The organism is Mucilaginibacter kameinonensis, from assembly GCF_003675385.1.
GTDB classification, from domain to species: domain Bacteria; phylum Bacteroidota; class Bacteroidia; order Sphingobacteriales; family Sphingobacteriaceae; genus Mucilaginibacter; species Mucilaginibacter kameinonensis.
On sequence record NZ_RCWZ01000001.1, the window covers coordinates 74933 to 94087 of the forward strand.

The 19155-nt window shown below is 42.6% G+C and carries 21 protein-coding genes; 12 read left to right on the forward strand and 9 right to left on the reverse strand.

The features are described from left to right. Nucleotides 1-271 precede the first annotated feature (271 nt). From EAH55_RS00310 to EAH55_RS00330, 5 genes are all read left to right on the forward strand, one after another. Nucleotides 272-739 (forward strand): response regulator transcription factor, encoded by a 468-nt coding sequence (locus tag EAH55_RS00310; RefSeq protein ID WP_121808019.1) that lies wholly within the window; start codon nt 272-274, stop codon nt 737-739. Between the two features lie 111 nt (nt 740-850). Continuing rightward, entirely contained in the window at nt 851-1390 is a 540-nt protein-coding gene (locus EAH55_RS00315; protein WP_121808020.1) for a DUF4199 domain-containing protein, read from the forward strand. A gap of 104 nt (nt 1391-1494) precedes the next feature. Continuing rightward, a complete protein-coding gene (locus EAH55_RS00320) occupies nt 1495-2394 on the forward strand; it encodes a LysR substrate-binding domain-containing protein (protein ID WP_223818033.1) in 900 nt (299 codons plus the stop codon). 77 nt (nt 2395-2471) lie between these two features. Further along, nucleotides 2472-3482, forward strand: coding sequence for an NAD(P)/FAD-dependent oxidoreductase (locus tag EAH55_RS00325; RefSeq protein ID WP_121808021.1), 1011 nt, complete (start codon nt 2472-2474; stop codon nt 3480-3482). Nucleotides 3483-3484: 2 nt separating this feature from the next. Further along, nucleotides 3485-3802 carry a 2Fe-2S iron-sulfur cluster-binding protein gene (locus tag EAH55_RS00330; RefSeq protein ID WP_121808022.1) on the forward strand — a complete coding sequence of 106 codons (318 nt, stop codon included), beginning with the start codon at nt 3485-3487 and terminating at the stop codon, nt 3800-3802. A gap of 258 nt (nt 3803-4060) precedes the next feature. Here the strand turns inward: EAH55_RS00330 and bshC are convergent, their stop codons facing one another. From bshC to rpmB, 6 genes are all read right to left on the reverse strand, one after another. Further along, nucleotides 4061-5677: a bacillithiol biosynthesis cysteine-adding enzyme BshC gene (gene bshC / locus EAH55_RS00335; RefSeq protein ID WP_121808023.1), complete on the reverse strand. Its 1617-nt coding sequence runs from the start codon at nt 5675-5677 to the stop codon at nt 4061-4063. A 133-nt stretch (nt 5678-5810) separates the two neighbouring features. Then, the gene (rimO, locus tag EAH55_RS00340; RefSeq protein ID WP_121808024.1) at nt 5811-7145 is read right to left on the reverse strand and encodes a 30S ribosomal protein S12 methylthiotransferase RimO; all 1335 of its coding nucleotides are present in this window, start codon (nt 7143-7145) and stop codon (nt 5811-5813) included. A 111-nt stretch (nt 7146-7256) separates the two neighbouring features. Next, nucleotides 7257-8222, reverse strand: a complete 966-nt coding sequence (gene ftsY / locus EAH55_RS00345) for a signal recognition particle-docking protein FtsY (RefSeq protein ID WP_114939285.1) — start codon at nt 8220-8222, stop codon at nt 7257-7259. Nucleotides 8223-8416: 194 nt separating this feature from the next. Further along, nucleotides 8417-8581, reverse strand: coding sequence for a DUF4295 domain-containing protein (locus EAH55_RS00350; protein WP_022830074.1), 165 nt, complete (start codon nt 8579-8581; stop codon nt 8417-8419). A 95-nt stretch (nt 8582-8676) separates the two neighbouring features. After that, nucleotides 8677-8859 (reverse strand): 50S ribosomal protein L33, encoded by a 183-nt coding sequence (gene rpmG, locus EAH55_RS00355; protein WP_022830075.1) that lies wholly within the window; start codon nt 8857-8859, stop codon nt 8677-8679. Nucleotides 8860-8941: 82 nt separating this feature from the next. Next, on the reverse strand, nt 8942-9175 hold the full coding sequence (rpmB, locus tag EAH55_RS00360) for a 50S ribosomal protein L28 (RefSeq protein WP_022830076.1): 234 nt from the start codon (nt 9173-9175) through the stop codon (nt 8942-8944). A 625-nt stretch (nt 9176-9800) separates the two neighbouring features. Here rpmB and acs point away from each other — a divergent pair. The 7 genes from acs to lpxB all read left to right on the forward strand — a co-directional run bounded on the left by acs (nt 9801) and on the right by lpxB (nt 16291). Further along, on the forward strand, nt 9801-11702 hold the full coding sequence (gene acs, locus EAH55_RS00365) for an acetate--CoA ligase (protein ID WP_121808025.1): 1902 nt from the start codon (nt 9801-9803) through the stop codon (nt 11700-11702). A 135-nt stretch (nt 11703-11837) separates the two neighbouring features. Beyond that, complete coding sequence (locus tag EAH55_RS00370) at nt 11838-12338, forward strand: hypothetical protein (RefSeq protein WP_162996696.1); 501 nt, start codon at nt 11838-11840, stop codon at nt 12336-12338. Nucleotides 12339-12456: 118 nt separating this feature from the next. Then, complete coding sequence (locus EAH55_RS00375) at nt 12457-12642, forward strand: CsbD family protein (protein WP_091208858.1); 186 nt, start codon at nt 12457-12459, stop codon at nt 12640-12642. Between the two features lie 86 nt (nt 12643-12728). Continuing rightward, entirely contained in the window at nt 12729-14069 is a 1341-nt protein-coding gene (locus EAH55_RS00380; RefSeq protein ID WP_121808027.1) for a dienelactone hydrolase family protein, read from the forward strand. Between the two features lie 53 nt (nt 14070-14122). After that, complete coding sequence (gene surE / locus EAH55_RS00385) at nt 14123-14899, forward strand: 5'/3'-nucleotidase SurE (RefSeq protein WP_121808028.1); 777 nt, start codon at nt 14123-14125, stop codon at nt 14897-14899. 4 nt (nt 14900-14903) lie between these two features. Continuing rightward, nucleotides 14904-15170, forward strand: coding sequence for a hypothetical protein (locus EAH55_RS00390; protein ID WP_112575721.1), 267 nt, complete (start codon nt 14904-14906; stop codon nt 15168-15170). Then, nucleotides 15170-16291, forward strand: a complete 1122-nt coding sequence (lpxB, locus tag EAH55_RS00395) for a lipid-A-disaccharide synthase (RefSeq protein WP_121808029.1) — start codon at nt 15170-15172, stop codon at nt 16289-16291. The genes EAH55_RS00390 and lpxB overlap by 1 nt, the downstream gene beginning before the upstream one ends. Nucleotides 16292-16426: 135 nt before the next feature. Here the strand turns inward: lpxB and EAH55_RS30755 are convergent, their stop codons facing one another. The 3 genes from EAH55_RS30755 to EAH55_RS00405 all read right to left on the reverse strand — a co-directional run bounded on the left by EAH55_RS30755 (nt 16427) and on the right by EAH55_RS00405 (nt 18945). Beyond that, complete coding sequence (locus tag EAH55_RS30755) at nt 16427-16594, reverse strand: hypothetical protein (protein ID WP_162996697.1); 168 nt, start codon at nt 16592-16594, stop codon at nt 16427-16429. A gap of 95 nt (nt 16595-16689) precedes the next feature. Further along, complete coding sequence (locus EAH55_RS00400) at nt 16690-17511, reverse strand: universal stress protein (protein WP_121808030.1); 822 nt, start codon at nt 17509-17511, stop codon at nt 16690-16692. A 9-nt stretch (nt 17512-17520) separates the two neighbouring features. After that, nucleotides 17521-18945 carry an inorganic phosphate transporter gene (locus EAH55_RS00405; protein WP_121808031.1) on the reverse strand — a complete coding sequence of 475 codons (1425 nt, stop codon included), beginning with the start codon at nt 18943-18945 and terminating at the stop codon, nt 17521-17523. Between the last annotated feature and the right edge of the window lie 210 nt (nt 18946-19155).

The window sequence follows — 19155 nt, forward strand, 5'->3', positions numbered from 1 at the left end:
CAATCGTATTCACTCAAAACTATGTATACGGTTTCTGGCGTAACCTCCACTACTGATCTACCACCAAAGGCGGTGGTTTAGACATTATACTTAAGAAAGCGCTTATCAATAAATTTCTTACTCTTGCGGAACACCCCGGCCGTTTTTTTAAAACATAAAAATGGCCGAAATTTTTTCCGACCATTCGTGGATATTCTCCCGTTTTTTGTTTTTACACCTTTCGGGCTTTGTATAAAATATCCTATTTTTAAGATAAATCGGTTATTAAAAGATGGCAAAAAACCTGCTGGCAAAAAACAAACTTACCATACTGTATGGGCTATGCCTTGCTGTGCTATTGCTTTTGCTAAAATGGCTCGAACTAAAGCTGGTAATAGTTAACAATGCCTATGAAGTATACATGGGTGCCATTGCTGTATTTTTTACCGCGCTCGGTATCTGGTTGGCATTAAAACTTACCAAGCCCAAAACAGTAATAGTAGAAAAGCAGGTTTACGTAAATAACGGCCCCGAGTTTACTGTTAACCAGGCCGAGGTAGAAAAACTGGGCCTCAGCAAACGCGAACTGGATGTTTTACAATTGATGGCTGAAGGGCTGAGCAACCAGGAAATTTCAGAGCGCTTGTTTGTATCGTTAAATACCATCAAAACGCATTCGGCAAAGGTGTTTGAAAAAATGGAGGTAAAACGCCGTACACAAGCCGTTGAAATGGGCAAACGACTCTGCATTATTCCTTAACCGGCATCATACTTTGGCACTAAAAGCGGCACATTTTTCAAAATCACCCTAAAGTATGAGCCCGGAAAGTTTCTGACAAGCCAAATTTGTTCTATCAAAACATAAAACGATATGAAAAAGAATGTACTTGTTTTTGGATCAATCTCCGGTTTGATCATTGCCGCAACCGGAGGAATTTCTGGGGCCCTGTGTTATAACAATCCCAACTTTCAGGGCAATATGTGGGTAGGCTACGGCTCCATGCTACTGGCTTTCTCACTGATATTTGTAGCTATTAAAAACTACCGCGATAAATACAATGAAGGCGTGATCAGTTTCGGCAAAGCTTTTATGATTGGTCTTTATATTGTGCTCATCACATCAACGGTTTATGTGATTGTATGGCTTATCGAACTCTATAATTTCTATCCGGATTTCATGACCAAGTATGTAGCCCATGTTTTAAGGGAAGCCAAAGCCCACGGCGCAACGGATGCCGAACTTAAACAGCAGGAGGCAAGTATGGCCGGTTATGTTAACATGTATAAAAACCCTTTTGGCGTTATTGTACTTACTTATATGGAGATATTGCCCGTTGGCCTGGTGATTGCGCTGATAGCAGCTTTGATCCTGAAACGCAAAAACGCCAATCCACAATTAGCTACCAATTAAAGTACCTATACAGGTTGGTGTAATTTTATGTCATTGCGAGTGAAGCGCAATGACATAAAAATCGGAAGTAATTAATCTCAACTATTTATTCCTAAATTGGCTCAATGATATTTGATTTCAGGCTGAAGGTTTTCTATACAGTTGCACAGCGCTTAAGCTTTACCAAGGCTGCTTCCGAGCTGTTTATTACCCAGCCTGCTGTCACCAAACATATCAAGGAACTTGAACAGCAGCTTAGCGTGCAGCTGTTTAAACGTAACGGCAATAATATCGCCCTCACTACCGCCGGCAAGATCCTGGAAAAATATGCCGAAAAGATTTTTCAGACTTATACCGAGCTCGAAACTGAACTGGCACAGCTTAACAATTTAGAAGCCGGCACCCTGCATATTGGCGCCAGTACCACCGTAGCCCAAACCATTTTGCCAAAGCTGCTGGCTATGTTTAAAAAAACATATCCCAAAGTCACCTTTAACTTTATCCAGGCCAATACGGATCAGATCTCGCAACTGGTACTTGCCGAAAAAATAGATATCGCTATTGTTGAAGGTGCGGCACATTCGCCGCAATTATCTTATACCGATTTCATCAAGGACGAGATTGTGCTGGTGACCAGCGCTAACAATAAGTTATCCAAAAAGGCCGAAATCTCCCCAAAACAATTACCCGCTATTCCGCTGGTTTTAAGGGAAGCCGGATCGGGTACGCTGGATGTTATTTTCAATGCCTTGGCGGCCATACAGATCAATCCCAAAGACCTTAATATAGAGATTCAGCTGGAGAGCAGTATCGCCATAAAACAATACCTTTTATACTCAGAAACAGCTACATTTCTTTCCATTCAATCCGTAGTGAGCGAATTGAAATACAACGAGCTTAGTATTATTGACGTTAAAGGATTAGAGATTTTCCGCACGTTTCAATTCATTCAGCTGCATGGGAAACACAGCAAACTGATTGAATTATTTAAACGTTTTTGCCTCGCCAATTATAACTTAAAGTAATCGCATATTACTTTATATCATTTGATTACCAGCTGGTTTAGTTCCAGATTTGAGTACCGAACAAAAGGTAATCACGCATGGAACACATTACTACCGATATCTGCATTATAGGCGCCGGGCCTGTTGGTTTATTTGCCGTTTTTGAAGCCGGGCTGCTCAAAATGCGCTGTCATTTGATTGACGTACTGCCGCAGGTTGGCGGTCAGCTTTCTGAAATTTATCCGCATAAACCTATATATGATATTCCGGGCTATCCCGATGTTACCGCACAACAACTGGTGGATAACCTTATGCTGCAGATAGCTCCGTTTCATCCAACCTTTAGTTTAGGCGAACGGGTAGAAAACCTGCAACGGAATGAAGACGGTTCATACAATATTATTACCAATGATGACACCGTTGTTCATTGCCAGGTGGTAGTAATTGCCGGCGGACTTGGCTGTTTTGAGCCCCGCAAACCGGAAATTGACCGCCTTACAGATTTTGAAGGTAAGGGTGTAGCCTACATGGTGAAAAACCCCGAACATTTCCGTGATAAAAAAGTGGTATTGGCCGGTGGAGGAGATTCAGCGTTGGATTGGGCCGTTTTTCTGAGCAATGTAGCCGAACGGGTTACGTTGGTTCACCGGGGCGATACCTTCCGAGGAGCGCCTGACAGCGCCGAAAAAGTATTTGATCTGGCCAGGGAAGGCAAGATTGACCTGATCCTGAAATCAAACGTAGTTGCCTTAACGGGCGATGACCGTCTGCGCGAGATCACCCTGCTTGACCGCGACCAACAGGTTAGCCACATTGAGGCCGATCACCTTATTCCACTCTTCGGTCTTAGCCCTAAACTTGGCCCCATCGCCGATTGGGGATTGAACATAGACAGATCGGCTATCGCGGTAAATACAGTTGATTACAGCACCAATATCGAGCGCATTTACGCCATTGGAGACATCAACACTTACCCGGGCAAGCTTAAGCTGATATTGTGCGGCTTCCACGAGAGTGCATTGATGGCGCAGAGCGCTTTCAAATATGTTTTCCCCGAGCAAAAACTGAGTTTTAAATATACCACCGTTTACGGTGTAAGCGCTTTTTAGCCATGATAAATTTAACCATAATTGACCGCGACGGCGGTAGTAGGCCAGTCGAAATTCCTGAGGGTATTAACCTGAGCCTGATGGAAGTGCTGAAAGCATCTGAATATGATATCCTGGCCACTTGCGGCGGAATGGCGCTTTGTGCCACCTGCCATGTGCAGGTGATAGAAGGCCCTGAAGAATATTTTACAGCCACCGATACCGAACTGGATGTATTAGATACCCTACCCTATGCCCTTCCTGCAAGTCGCTTGGCTTGTCAGATCAGGATTACGAAAAATATGGATGGGATGGTGTTTAAGTTGGTTGGGGAAGAGTAAAATTTGAAGTCGAGAGTCCTAAGTTTTGAGTTCAATTCTTAGGTCGGGTTAAAATCCTTGTGTTTTGTGTGCGAGCCCTGTTGCCGGTTTACTATTTTTCTTTCCGGCAGCGGGGTTATGTTGTTATCATAAGGAAGCAATAAAACACACGTCATTGCGAGGCACGAAGCAATCCCCTATTAGCAGAGCGAAAATGCAAGTCTCCCTGTACAGTTCGCGATTGCTTCGTGCCGCGCAATAACGTGGTGGAAATGGCTTTTACTTCTCCGTCAGCACCGTAAACTTAAAATCCAATGGTTCAAACAGACGGATAAGCTCATCAATAAAGCTCTGCCCCCATTTCACGTACATCAGGCCAAAGTTTTCGGAGCGTTCCTGCAGGCTATCTTTCGGGAATAGCTCGGCTTTAACGGCAGTTAATTGCTCTAAACGTACGCTATAATTTCTTTTTTCGGCGCGGATCAGTTTCTTTTCCAGGTTATCCATGGCCTTTTTAAGGCGCGCCTGTACAGCGGCTGCCGATGGAGAAAGTGTAGGATCTATCTTGTAAGCACGCAGCTTTATCTTCTCGAACAGGCTCTCCATTTCGCGCCATTCTTCGGCTATGCTCAGGTTATGATCGCTGTGCTTTTTAATCCAGTAGGTTTGCAGGGCATCACTTTCTTTAAATAAGGAAAGGGCATCCAAATCCATCCGTGTTATTTTAGCAGCTTGCTCCTTCTTGATCACTAACGCCGAGTTACGGAGGATCAGGATCGGGAAATCAATTTTATAATGATCAAAATTCGATTTCAGCTCGAGCCAGTAAACCACCTCGGCGCCACCACCTATGTAAGCTATATTAGGTAAAATACATTCCTGGTATAGCGGGCGCATTACCACGTTAGGGCTAAAACGCTCGGGGTATTCAGCTATTTCTTTTTTTAGTTCGGCTTCAGTAAACCTGATTTCGGTATTGAGCACATTATAGCTGTCATTCTCAAAAACTATCCTTTCGCGCAGCTGATCCTTCAGGTAAAAGAAATTGATCTCGCGCGGATTAACCTGGATATGCACACCGAGCTCATGCAATTTCTGATTGGTTTCGCTGATATTTTTGAAGCTATGCTGACCAATGATATCCTGCTCAATAATTGGCGCGAACTCTTTTTTAAACTCATGGTCATCAGCATCAATGATCACCAAACCGTATTGGCCAAACAAAGAGTTCACCAGGTATCTTGTAGCATCCGCAAGCTTATCAAACTTGGTATAAGCTGTTTCAACAATTTCGGCAAGATCGGTAGCGTGGCCTTCCATTCCCAAAACGCCTTTATACTGGTTAAGCGCCTGGCGTATACTTACCGGGTCGATCCGGCCGGTTGCTCCCGAAGCTTCATACCACCAGTGTACTTTTTTACCGCCAATGTTGGTATAGTTGATCTCGGCAAAGTCGTGGTCTTCGCTGGCCATCCAGTAAACAGGTACAAAGTTTTTATCCGGGTGAGTGGCTTTTAATTGTTGCGCCAGTTTAATGGCCGTAGCTATTTTATAAAGGAAATATAACGGACCTGCAAAGATATTTAGCTGGTGTCCGGTTGTAATGGTATAAGTATTATCCTGCTTTAACAGCTCCAGATTTTGGGCTGTAAGGGCAGTTGAGTAAGTACATAATTTACCGGGCTCCTTACCTAAACATTCGTATTGCTTAGTTAAAACACGCACCAGCACCTCGCGGTCGGCAACAACCTTTTTGTTTTTCAAAAAATCGGCAAAACCGGCCATATCAGGGCGGTAGCCATAAAAAGGTTGTAGTTCTGGTTTATTGTCGATGTATTCGGCAACTGTGTGTGAAAAGAAACCGGTGTCTTTATAACTTATACAGGATGCGTCCATTTCGTTGATTTCGGATTTGATGTTCGATTTCGGATTTGGGCCTAAAACAAAACATCAGCAAATAAAATTAAATGCTGATGTCGAAATTAGATTATAAATCGCAAATCGCTTTACAGCAGACTGCAAATTAGCATTATTTTACAATTTGTCCATAAAGGTCAAAGTCCTCTGCGCTGTCTATCTTCACGTTAACAAAGCTGCCAACGGTAGCATAATCAATGCTGGCGTCAATCAAAACTTCGTTATCAACCTCAGGCGAATCAAATTCTGTACGGCCAACAAAGTAACCGCCATCCTTTTTGTCAATCAGCACTTTATAAGTATTGCCTATCTTCTCCTGGTTTTTATCAAAAGAGATCCCCTGCTGAATTTCCATAATGGCATCGGCACGCTCCTGTTTTACTTCTTCAGGCACGTCATCAACCAAACTATGGGCATGGGTTTTCTCCTCGTGTGAGTAAGTAAAACAGCCCAGACGGTCAAACTTGGTATCCTCAACCCATTGCACCATCTCTTCAAAATCCTGCTGGGTTTCGCCCGGATAACCGGTGATCAGCGTAGTACGCATAGCGATACCCGGAACCCTATCACGAATCTCATTTACGATATCAATGGTTTTTTGCTTGGTGATACCGCGGCGCATCGATTTCAGCATATTATCGGTGATGTGCTGCAACGGCATATCCAGGTATTTGCAGATGTTTTCACGCTCGTTCATCACATCCAGGATCTCCATTGGGAAACCTGAAGGATAAGCATACTGCAGTCTGATCCATTCAATACCATTCACATCAGACAAACGACGAAGTAATTCATCCAGGTTACGTTTGCCATAAAGGTCGAGACCGTAATAAGTCAAATCCTGCGCAATCAGAATCAATTCTTTAGTGCCGTTTTTAGCCAGCTTCTTAGCATCTTCAACCAATTGTTCAATAGGTGAGCTCAGGTGTTTACCCCGCATCAGCGGAATAGCACAAAATGAGCACGGACGGTTACAGCCTTCAGCAATTTTAAAATAAGCAAAATGTGAAGGAGTAGTAAGCAAACGTTCGCCAATTAGCTCATGCTTATAATTTGCACCTACAGTAGCCAGCAGGTTTTGCAGATCGTTGGTACCAAAGTAGGCATCAACGTTGGTGATCTCTGCTTCAAGCTCCGGCTTGTAGCGCTCGCTCAGGCAGCCCGTTACAATCACCTTGCCCACCTTACCCTGCTCCTTAAGTTCGCTGTATTGCAGGATGGTATCTATTGATTCCTGTTTAGCATTATCAATAAAGCCACAGGTATTAATTACTATAATATCATTTTTTCCTACCTTCTCGGCCTCATGCACCACATCAAACTGGTTGCCCTTCAACTGGCCCATCAATATTTCCGAATCGTAAATATTTTTCGAACAGCCTAATGTAACCACGTTTACACGGGGTTTGGCTACCTTTTGGGGCTTATCTAATTCTTTCGTCCTCATACGCTATAAAATCGTCATTGCGAGGTACGAAGCAATCCCAAACTATACAGGGCGAACCTGCTTATCGGAGATTGCTTCATGCCTCGCAATGACGTCACTAATTTATTTTCCTTATTGCTTAAACAAGCTATCTACAAATGCCTGCCTGTCAAATAACTGCAGGTGATCCATGCCTTCACCTACGCCTATATATTTAACGGGAATTTTAAACTGATCTGATATACCAATCACCACACCGCCTTTAGCTGTGCCATCAAGCTTGGTAAGCGCCAGGGCATTCACGTTAGTAGCTTCGGTAAATTGTTTGCATTGCTCAATGGCATTTTGGCCGGTTGAAGCATCAAGTACAAGCAAAATCTCATGTGGGGCTCCGGGGATCACCTTCTGCATCACATTCTTGATCTTGGTTAGCTCGTTCATCAAACCAACTTTATTGTGTAAACGACCGGCGGTATCTATAATAGCCACGTCATCGCCATTGGCCACTGCCGAACGTAGGGTATCATAAGCAACCGAAGCCGGATCTGAACCCATGGCCTGGGCAACAACCTTTACCCCAACACGCTCGCCCCAAAGTTTGATCTGATCAACTGCGGCAGCACGGAAGGTATCGGCGGCGCCTAAAACCACCTGGTTACCCGCTTGCTTTAGCTTGTGGGCCAGCTTACCTATTGTAGTGGTTTTACCCACGCCATTAACACCAACAACCATAATTACGTATGGCTTATGATCGCCATATTCAAAATTGCGGAAATCGTTACTGTTATTTTCGGCAAGTAACTGCTGAATTTCATCTTTTAGCAGGGTGTTCAGCTCGTTGGTGCTTACATATTTATCGCGGGCAACGCGGGCCTGAATCCTGTCGATGATTTTGAGGGTAGTGCTTACGCCAACATCGGAGGTAACCAATACTTCTTCCAAATCATCAAGCACATCATCATCAACGGTTGATTTACCGGCGATGGCTTTGGTGATCTTTGAAAAAAAGTTATCCTTGGTTTTTTCCAAACCGGTATCAAGCGCCTGCTGTTCCTGCTGCGTATTTTCCTTTTTCTTAAAAAAATCAAATAATCCCATGTTACGATGTGCGGATTTTAGATTACAGATGTGCAGATTTTTGTCTGAACCCGAATTTATAGAATTCTAAGAATTTGCAGCCAGAATTGTTTTATTCTGACAATTCTATTAATTCGTTTAATTCCGGTTCTGACATAACAAAAAAAGCCCTCTCGTAAAAACAAGACGGCTTTAATATTTTAATCAAAGAGTGATTATATAGTTTTACCAGCAATTGCATCCTTAACTAAATCGTTAGGGACAATTTGGGTTTTGAATGAATAAGCACCAGTTTTAGGTGATTTATTCATAGTGATCACTTTTGAATATTCTTTGCCTTTACCTGCTACTTTCAGGGTTGCAACTACTTTCTTTGCCATTTCTTGTTAATTTTTTGAATTAGTGAATGATTTAATTAGCAAGTTAATTGTTGTTAGCATGTTAACCTAATCAACCAATCAACTTCATCAACCAATTATTTTATCTCTTTGTGAACAGTAACTTTCCTTAAAACAGGGTTGAATTTTTTCAACTCTAATCTTTCGGTAGTGTTTTTCTTGTTCTTAGTGGTGATATAGCGAGACATGCCTGGCATACCGCTTGTTTTGTGTTCGGTGCACTCTAAAATCACCTGAACCCTGTTGCCTTTTTTTGCCATTTTATTTTTATGTTGTACGTGTCACCTCACGGCTTACGTAATTTTTCAATTTTATTATACTGCTAAACTTGAAAGCCAACTACTAAATGTAGCCTTTTTTAACAAATTTATTAATGCAGGCGGTAATACCGTTTTTGCTGATAGTTTTCACAGCAGAAGTAGATACCTTTAAGGTAATCCATTTATCTTCTTCAGGAATATAAAACTTTTTAAGTTTCAAGTTAGGATGAAATCTGCGTTTTGTTTTAACGTTTGAGTTTGAAACGTTGTTACCTACAATAGATCCTTTTCCTGTTAGATCACAAATTCTTGACATGACAAATATTTTTAATTATCAACCCTTTATCCAAAAAGAGTTTGCAAATATCAGACTTTTAAATCAAATATTCAACAGTGATTTGAAAAATTTTTAAAAAAGATTTGCAGCGATATCAAACACCTATCTAATTAGCTAATAACAGGTTATTTTTAAATTACTATCAGTAATAAAATAAGGCAGGTTCGTTGTCTGAACCATAATTTATGGAATTGTATGAATTAACAGAATACTAAGCAAATTTTACGAATTCCTTAATTCGTTTAATTCGGGTTCAGACAATATTCCATTAATCCGAATAATTTCCCCAAATCCCGGATCAGAATTCGGGCGTTGCCTTCGGCCGGGCTATCCGTTCCAAGTCCTCGCTTAGGCTTTACACCATTCCTTCGCGCGCTGCGGGCTTTCCACTTCTATCCCTAACGCGCCCTGTACACCCCCAACCCCTATTTCGTCCAATAATTACTTTTTAAAAAAATTTAAAAAGGTGCGATTTTAGTTTATTCATCACACATAAATTATTAAATTACGCCCACCATTTAAACCCGTATGAAAGCGTTATAAGCTAAAAGAAACAAACAATTTGAGCACGTAACAGCTTCATCAACCAAACACCAACCAACCGATGAAAATTACATCATTTGAAGAGTACAAAAAAGTTTACCAGCAAAGTGTTGAGCAACCTGAGCAATTCTGGGCCGGCATTGCCGATAATTTTTTATGGCAAAAAAAGTGGGATACCGTACTCGACTGGAACTTTAAGGAGCCTAAAATCAAATGGTTCCAGGGGGCAAAACTCAACATTACCGAAAACTGTCTTGATCGCCATCTCGAAACCCTGGGCGATAAACCAGCTATCATCTGGGAACCAAACGATCCGGAAGAAGATCATCGTATATTAACGTATCGCCAACTGCACGATAAAGTTTGCCAGTTTGCCAACGTACTTAAAAACAATGGTGCAAAAAAAGGCGACCGTATTTGTATATATATGCCCATGATCCCCGAACTGGCTATTGCTGTTTTGGCCTGCGCGCGTATCGGCGCCATCCATTCGGTGGTGTTTGGGGGCTTTTCGGCCCAATCAATTGCCGACAGGATCAATGATGCCGAGTGTAATATCGTAATCACCTGCGACGGCGGTAAACGTGGCAATAAAGAAGTTCCGCTTAAAACCGTTATTGACGATGCTTTGGTACAGTGCCGTTCGGTTAAAAAAGTAATTGTACTTACCCGCAGCCGTACACCGGTATCCATGATCAAAGGCCGTGATGTTTGGTGGGAAGATGAGATCAAGAAAGTTGAAACACAAGGTAACCCTGCCTGTCCTGCCGAAGTGATGGATGCCGAGGATATGCTGTTTATCCTGTATACATCCGGCTCTACCGGTAAACCTAAAGGCGTGGTACATACTTGCGGTGGTTACATGGTCTACGCGGGCTACACCTTTGCCAATGTGTTCCAATACAACCAGGGTGAAGTTTACTTTTGCACTGCCGATATCGGCTGGATCACCGGTCACTCTTATATTGTATACGGTCCGCTTTCGCAAGGGGCTACCACTTTGATGTTTGAAGGTATTCCAACCTATCCTGATTGCGGTCGTTTCTGGGAGATTGTTGATAAGTTTAAAGTAAACATATTATATACCGCGCCAACCGCTATTCGCTCGCTGATGAGTTTCGGGCTGGATCAGGTTAAGAACAAAGATCTCAGCTCACTTAAAAAATTAGGCTCAGTGGGTGAGCCTATCAATGAGGAAGCATGGCACTGGTTTGACGATAACATCGGCAAAAACCGCTGCCCTATTGTTGATACCTGGTGGCAAACCGAAAATGGTGGCATCATGATCTCTCCTATAGCAGGCATTACCCCTACCAAGCCAGGTTATGCTACATTGCCTTTGCCGGGCGTACAACCGGTTTTGGTTGATGAAAACGGAAAAGTAATTGAAGGTAATGGCGTTAGCGGAAACCTTTGTATCAAATTCCCATGGCCAGGCATGCTGCGTACCACTTATGGCGATCACGAGCGTTGCCGTACCACCTACTTTGCTACATACGAAAACATGTACTTTACCGGCGATGGTTGCCTCCGCGATGAGGATGGCTACTACCGCATTACCGGCCGTGTGGATGACGTATTAAACGTATCCGGCCACCGCATTGGCACGGCCGAAGTAGAGAATGCCATCAATATGCATAGCAGTGTAGTTGAATCGGCCGTAGTTGGTTATCCGCATGATATTAAAGGGCAGGGCGTTTATGCCTATGTGGTTAGTCCGGATAAACATGGCGACGAAGAGATTACCCGCAAGGATATTATCATGACGGTATCACGTATTATTGGCCCGATAGCCAAACCGGATAAGATCCAGTTTGTAACCGGTTTACCAAAAACACGTTCGGGCAAAATCATGCGTCGTATTTTGCGCAAGATTGCTGAAGGAGATACTTCAAACCTGGGCGATACCAGCACGCTGCTTGATCCATCAGTAGTTGATGAGATCAAGGCAGGAGCTTTGTAATAGAAGCAAGACTTTTAGAGTCAAAAAACAAGATGAATGAGGCAGGAAGCCAGGAACCTTAAGCATCAAGAGGCAAGAAGTCAAGAATCAGGAATCAAGACAGGAAGATACATTTTCCTTCTTGGTTCTTTATTCTTGATCTCTTGGGTCTCTGTCTTTTTTTCCGGCAGGTACAATCTTGATTTCTTCACCACTCATAACCAGTTTTACCTGTGCGATTCGGCTTTTACCGGCACTACAGGTGATACCACCTTCTGGAACAGCGACGCCCAAAACGCACGCCTTGGTACTACCGAAGATATTATCGGCATAAAGACAGCCAGCTATGGCCACATCAAGGCAGAGCTTGACGTATTTAATACCCCCGACCCCGAAAAAGATTTTAGCAAATACGATCACGTTGTGGAAGGCAGCGTAAAATTAAGTTCGGGCATTATGGAGATCCTGAACTTTCCGGATACTAAAATCATGCTGAAAGCTATTGTTACCCCGGGCCGATACCGGGTGCGCATTTACTCCTATTCCATTAAAAATGTGAACCCCGAAGAAGATGAGGGAACTGATCATTATAAGATCACCCTTTGGCCGGGAGAGGATAAGAGAAGAAAAGCATTGAAGGCTTTTAAGGAAGAGTAACTTGTTATTTAGCTGGAACCACAAACTTTTTATTGATTCCGAACTCTTGACTTCTTGCTTCTCTTCAAAACCATCCTCCCTCCCATCCGTTACTCTAATACATCTAAATAAAAACATCATGGATAAATTAGAAATAAAAGGCGGCTGGAACGAACTGAAAGGGAAAATCAAACAAGCTTACGGCGACCTTACCGACGATGACCTTACCTGGCAGGAAGGAAAAGACGATGAAACACTTGGCAAGCTTCAGCAAAAAACGGGCAAAACCCGTGATGAGCTGGTGAAATGGATAAACAGTTTATAAAATAAAAAAGAGGCAAATGCCTCTTTTTTATTTTATATGCAACTATCTTAATGCCTATCTGTCGTTTATTGACACATCTATAGAGCATGAAACCAAACCTTAGCCAGCTAATCATCTTTATTTTATTTTTTGCTTTTTCATCTGCATCATTTGCACAAGAAAACATCTTTGAAAAATCCATATCCAACGCCGTTAAAACCATTGATCAGGTTCAGGCTAACGATAAAATCAATGCCGATTCAGCATTCAAATTCATTAACCACTGGAATAACTATACCGATGTAAAAGGTGGCAAGGATTATGTTTTTTATTATACCGATTCACTTTTTGGCAAGGTTCCCTTCAGGGTGTTTGTGCCAGCCAATTACAATAACAAACACAAATCGGCGTGCATACTATTGCTTCACGGTGCAGTCGGCCGCATGACTTTTGCTGATATCGATAGTCTGGATAAATTTAATGATGATATCCTTTTCAATATTATCAGTAAACAAGGATATATAGTCATCAGACCCGTGGCTGACGAACGCACAAAGAAATTCAGTTGGGTTGTGAACACATTTGACAGGGAAGCCGCAAATCCAGTTTATAATACCTTAAATAAATTGACCACATCGGTAAAAACGATGCTTAATATTGATGACAACAAGGTATTTGCAGTTGGACACTCTGATGGATCAGACGGGAGCGTTGGACTTGCCGTGTACACACCCAACCAGTTTGCCGGAATTATAGCATACAATTCTATGCTCAATAATACCTTTGCCCGCGATTTTTACATTCGTAATATTGTAAACACCCCTCTGTACCTGGTTCACTCCGAACTTGATGACCTTCGTCCTGTTCAGGAAACACGCTTGATAGTTGAAGCACTAAGAAAAATCGACAGACAGTTGGCTTATAAAGAATATGCAGGTTATCAACACTATGACAAACATTTAGATAAGGAATTACCGCTTATTCCCCGCTTTGTTGATAGCGTTAACCGTAAAACATTTAAAGATTCGATTTATTGGGAGCTAAACAGCACTAATATTTACAATAGCTGTAGCTGGTTAAAAGTAACAGGCGTTGATACTGAATTACCTGCCGCGCCATGGCATAAGCCATTTAACTTCAAATCGTACAACAAGCACACCAAAGATTGGTACCCCTTTCAATACTACAATTTAAATAAAAGCGCAGCTATTAAAGGAACTGTTGCCAATAACATTTTCTATATCCGAACTTCCGGCATCACTAAGGTGGAGATATTGATCAGCCCTCGCATTGTCGACCTCAAAAAGCCAGTCATTATTAACATCAACGGTAAGCAGGCATTTTCAGGGAGAGTTACTGCTGATAAAACCTTTATGCTGCAAGGATTTAAAAGCAATTTTGACAGGGAAGCCATTTGGGTAAACTCAATTAAAGTAAATGTAGAATAACCCGCAGCCAAACTATTATTACCAACTACATTGTTGAGGATTGTTAACTTTGCCTGGTGAAAGTTACCAAACCAACCATACTTGTAGTAAATGACGATGGCATTACCGCGCCGGGCATCAAAGCCCTGATGGATGCCATGGCCGAAATTGGCCGTGTTGTAGTAGTTGCTCCCGACAGTCCGCAATCGGGCATGGGCCATGCCATTACCATCGGCAAACCATTAAGGCTCGATCAGGTTGACATTTACGAGGGTATTGAAATGTATCGTTGCTCGGGAACACCGGTTGATTGTGTGAAGCTTGCGGTTAACAAGATTTTTAAAGGCCAAAAGCCGGATCTTTGTGTTTCGGGCATCAATCACGGCTTGAATAACTCCATTAATGTGCTTTACTCGGGTACTATGTCGGCGGCTGTTGAAGGGGCAATTGAAGGTATTCCATCAATTGGTTTTTCGTTAGATGACTATACATTACAGGCCGATTTTGAACCCTGCATCAGGTTTGTAAAAGAATTGGCCTTACAGGTACTGGCCAATGGCTTACCGCAGGCCAGCTTGTTAAACGTAAACTTCCCAAATACAAAACACATCAAAGGCATAAAAATTTGCAGGCAGGCAGCAGCCAAATGGGCCGAAGAATTTGATGAGCGCGTTGATCCGCATAAAAGGCCTTATTACTGGCTTACAGGTGTCTTTCAACTTAATGATGGCGGCGAGGATACTGATGTTTGGGCGTTAGAACAGGGTTATGCTTCGGTTGTGCCTGTACAGTTTGATATGACGGCCCACCACGTTATCCCTTACTTAAACAACTGGAAGTTCAACATATAATCTCATGCTAAACAAAAACGACATAGCCGCGGGCTTGCTCATTGGTGCTATACTACCGGGTATTAGCCTGCTTGTTTTTGGCTTCCTGCTAAAAAACCAGGTTGTTTTTATGCACAAGCCGGGCATCCCCTACTTTGTTGCTTTTGCCATCAACCTGTTTATTATCCGTTACTTTTATGGTAAAGGGGCCGAGAAAACCGGGAACGGCATCGCCATGATTTCGCTTTTGTTTATGCTGGCCATTTTCATTTTTAAACTGCAATCCTTATAATGAAATATTACCTGGTAGCCGGCGAGGCTTCGGGCGATTTGCACGGAGCTAACTTAATGAAAGCCCTGAAAGCGCTTGATCCCCAATCTGATTTTCGCTTTTTTGGCGGCGACCTGATGCAGACTGAAGGCGGCACCCTGGTAAAACATTATGCCGATATGGCATTTATGGGCTTTGTTGAGGTGGTAGCTAATTTGCAGACCATCCTTAAAAACATGAAATCGTGCAAACAGGATGTCAGCGCTTACCAGCCAGATGTTTTGATCCTGATAGATTTTCCTGGTTTTAACCTTAAAATAGCCGAGTACGCCAAAGCCCAAGGACTTTTGGTTTGCTACTATATTTCGCCAAAGGTTTGGGCATGGAACCAAAAACGGGTACTCAAGATCAAACGGATTGTAGATCATTTGTTTTGCATTCTGCCTTTTGAAGTAGCATTTTATAAAGAATGGGGAATGGATGTTGATTATGTTGGCAACCCGTTGCTTGATGCCGTTTCGGCGTTTAAACCCGATGCCAGCTTTCTTCAAAAGGATAATTTTCACGGTAAAAAAATAATCGCATTATTACCAGGCAGTCGTAAGCAGGAAATTAGCCGGTTATTGCCCGACATGATTAAAGCATCGTTCAATTTTCCTGAATATCAATTTGTAATTGCCGGCGCACCGGCTTTTGAGGCTGATTATTATGTACCTTATTTAAACGGAGCAAATATCCCGATTGTATTCAATGCCACTTACGACTTGTTAAACCAGGCTCACGCGGCCATTGTAGCTTCCGGCACCGCAACGCTTGAAACCGCTTTGTTTAACGTACCGCAGGTAGTGGTTTATAAAGGCGGTAAACTAACCATTGCCATAGCCCGCATGCTGGTAAAACTGAAATTTATATCCCTCGTCAATTTGATTATGGACAAAGGCGTAGTAAAAGAATTGATCCAGGAAGAATGCACTGGGGAAAAGATCAGTAGCGAGCTTGATCAGCTTGTCAACAACTTGGCTTACCGCCAAACCATGCTTAACAATTACGATGAACTTGATGTACGTATGGGACAGCCGGGAGCATCGGCCAAAACTGCGGGGTTGATTGTTAAGTACGCTGAGGCTGGTAAGAAAGCGTAGCTGATTCAATAACTTTAAAAAAAGACGTCATTGCGAGGCACGAAGCAATCCCAAACTATACAGAGCGTATCTGCAAATCGGGGATTGCTTCGTTCCTCGCAATGACGTTTTTATAAATCGCAATTTCAGGTAACTTCAGGACTTTATCTCTTTATCATTATTTTCTTCCGGCTTCAGTTCAGATTGGATGATGTCCTTTTCCAGCTGCTTTTCATCTTTCCGGTTTCGCCTGATGATCCATACCAGTAATATAATAACGGCAATAACTACAATGATTACTATGGGATAATTTACCTGATCCATAATGTTTGTATTTATATAGCGTATATTAATTTCACAGATGGCAATAAATCCATGCGGACATCAGCCTTTAGCTTTAGGCATTCTGCTTTTAGCTTTTACTCGTGCAATATCAATATCGCCTTAACCGATTTATTCATCACCTGGTTAACCGTACTACGTGTAAACAAACGGTACACAATATTATGATGATGTTTAACCAAACAAAGCATATCCGTTTCATGCGACTGGATAAAATTCATAATGCCGTTCAATGCACTGCTATCAGGTATATAATTAAATTCAAGCTCAGTATGCTTGATCAAATCGCGTAAACGCGCCTCCCAAACCTGCACCTGTTGTTCGTCGGTTTTTTCAGCCACATAAAGCACCTGCATTTTAGCCGAGCCAAACGCCTTGACCATTTCATTAAGCGCATTAACGTCTATAGCAGAAAGGCGTGTCTCAAAATCGGTAGCAAGCGTTATCATCGGCACCTTATCAAACTTGCTTTCCAGCGGTACAATCAGCGTAGGGATCTTTATTTTAGTTACCACCATGCTGGCATTACTACCCACTATGCCGGTAATGCCGGTAGCGCCCATAATACCCATCACCAGCAATTCAACCTCATGCTTTTCAACATAACGGGTTATCACCGCTTTTAGAAAGCCTACATCGCAAAGGGTAGTTACCTTTACATTTTGATACTTGCTATCTGTAGTGTAAGTACTTACCCATTCTTTTAATGCCTCGCGTTTGTTATTGTAGTAGTCTTCAATAAAAATGGCGTTATAGGTACTGTTGTTGATACCTTCGGTTGGGTGTATGGCATGTATAGCGCAAACTTCACGGCCTAATATGCTGGCCAGTTCCATGGCGTAAGCCATCGCGTTCGCGGCGCATTTTGAAAAATCGGTGGCTACCAGTATCTGTTTCATTTTACTGTATTATATAAACAAATGAAAAAGCATGAATAATAAAAATGCTAAAATTATCGCAACCGGCAAAGTAAGCACCCATGCTAAAGCGATGTTTTTAAGCGTACCATTATTTAAATTTCCTTTCCCTCCTGATGCAACCATGGCCCCGGCTATACCGCTCGATAACACATGCGTTGTGCTTACCGGCAAGCCAAAGCCTGTACTTAAACCAATGGTTGATGCGGCTACAATCTCCGAGGTTGCACCTTGCGCATAGTTCAAATGCTCGTTACCTATCTTTTCGCCAATGGTAACTACAATTCTTTTCCAGCCTATCATAGTACCCACCCCCAACGATAGCGAGATAATAGCGATAACCCACACCGGGGCAAAATCTGTTACATGCTCAAGTTCATTAGCCGCGCTGGTAAGCACTTCTTTATCTTTAGCTTCAAGGCTTGCCGCCGGATCTTTAATTACCGCTCTTATATCTTTAATAATGCCTTCAACCTGTTTACGGTAACGGTAAGTTTTTGCTACCTCTTTTTCATTTTTTTCGGCCAGGGATGCTTTGGTTTGATCAATAGCGGTCTTCAGTTCGGTTAAAACGGGTTTCTTTTCGCTGTTATTGGCGAGCCGGGCATTAACAACCTGCTCTGTTTGATTTAACGTTGATAAAACTTTAGCATCCGGCACCGCATGATTTACCGCGAAACGTGCAGGTAAAAAAGCAATCAGGATCAGCATAAATAAGCCAACGCCTTTTTGCCCGTCATTACTGCCATGAAAAAAGCTTACCAGCGTACAGGTAGTAACCAGTAAAAGGCGAATATGTATAGGCGGCCTGTCGTTTTCGCCGCTGGGGATATGAAACAACGCATGCGATTTGGTTACATGTTTCAGAAACAACATCAGTAATGCCGCTGCGCCAAAACCAATTATTGGCGACAGGATCAGCGATGAACCTATCTCACCGGCTTTGCTCCAGTTTACACCCGGACCATTATAATATAAAGTGAAAGCAAGTCCGCCGCCAATCATGGCGCCAATCATAGTATGTGAGCTTGAACATGGGATCCCCAAATACCAGGTACCCAAATTCCAAACAATAGATGACAACAGCACGGCAAGGACCAGGCAGGCGCCAACACTTACTGGCAGGGTCATCAGCGTATCTAAAGGCACCAGCTTTAAAATACCCATAGCTACGGTAACACCGCCAAGACAAACCCCTAAAAAGTTCCAAAAACCGGACCATGGAATAGCATAAACCGGGCGCAAAGCTTTGGTATAAATCACCGTAGCTACGGCGTTGGCTGTATCATGAAAGCCATTTACAAACTCAAAACCAATAACTGCCAGGATACAAAGAAGAAAAACAGTGAACAGGTAACCACTCAGATCCACCTGGCCAAGGAAGGGGAGAATAACCGCGGGGATTGAAAAATGCATAAAACTTTGTTTATGACCGGCGATTAAGTTTCGCCTGCCGCTTTAGTTTCAAAGAACCGTTTCAGGCATTTCCTTTAAGTGATGCAAATGTTAACATATTATTATTTAATAACATACAAACTTAACACAACATTAAACAGGCATCGGGCAAACCGCAAAAAAATAAGAGCCCTGTTTATTGCAGGGCTCTACGTTTTCATAGGTGATGTT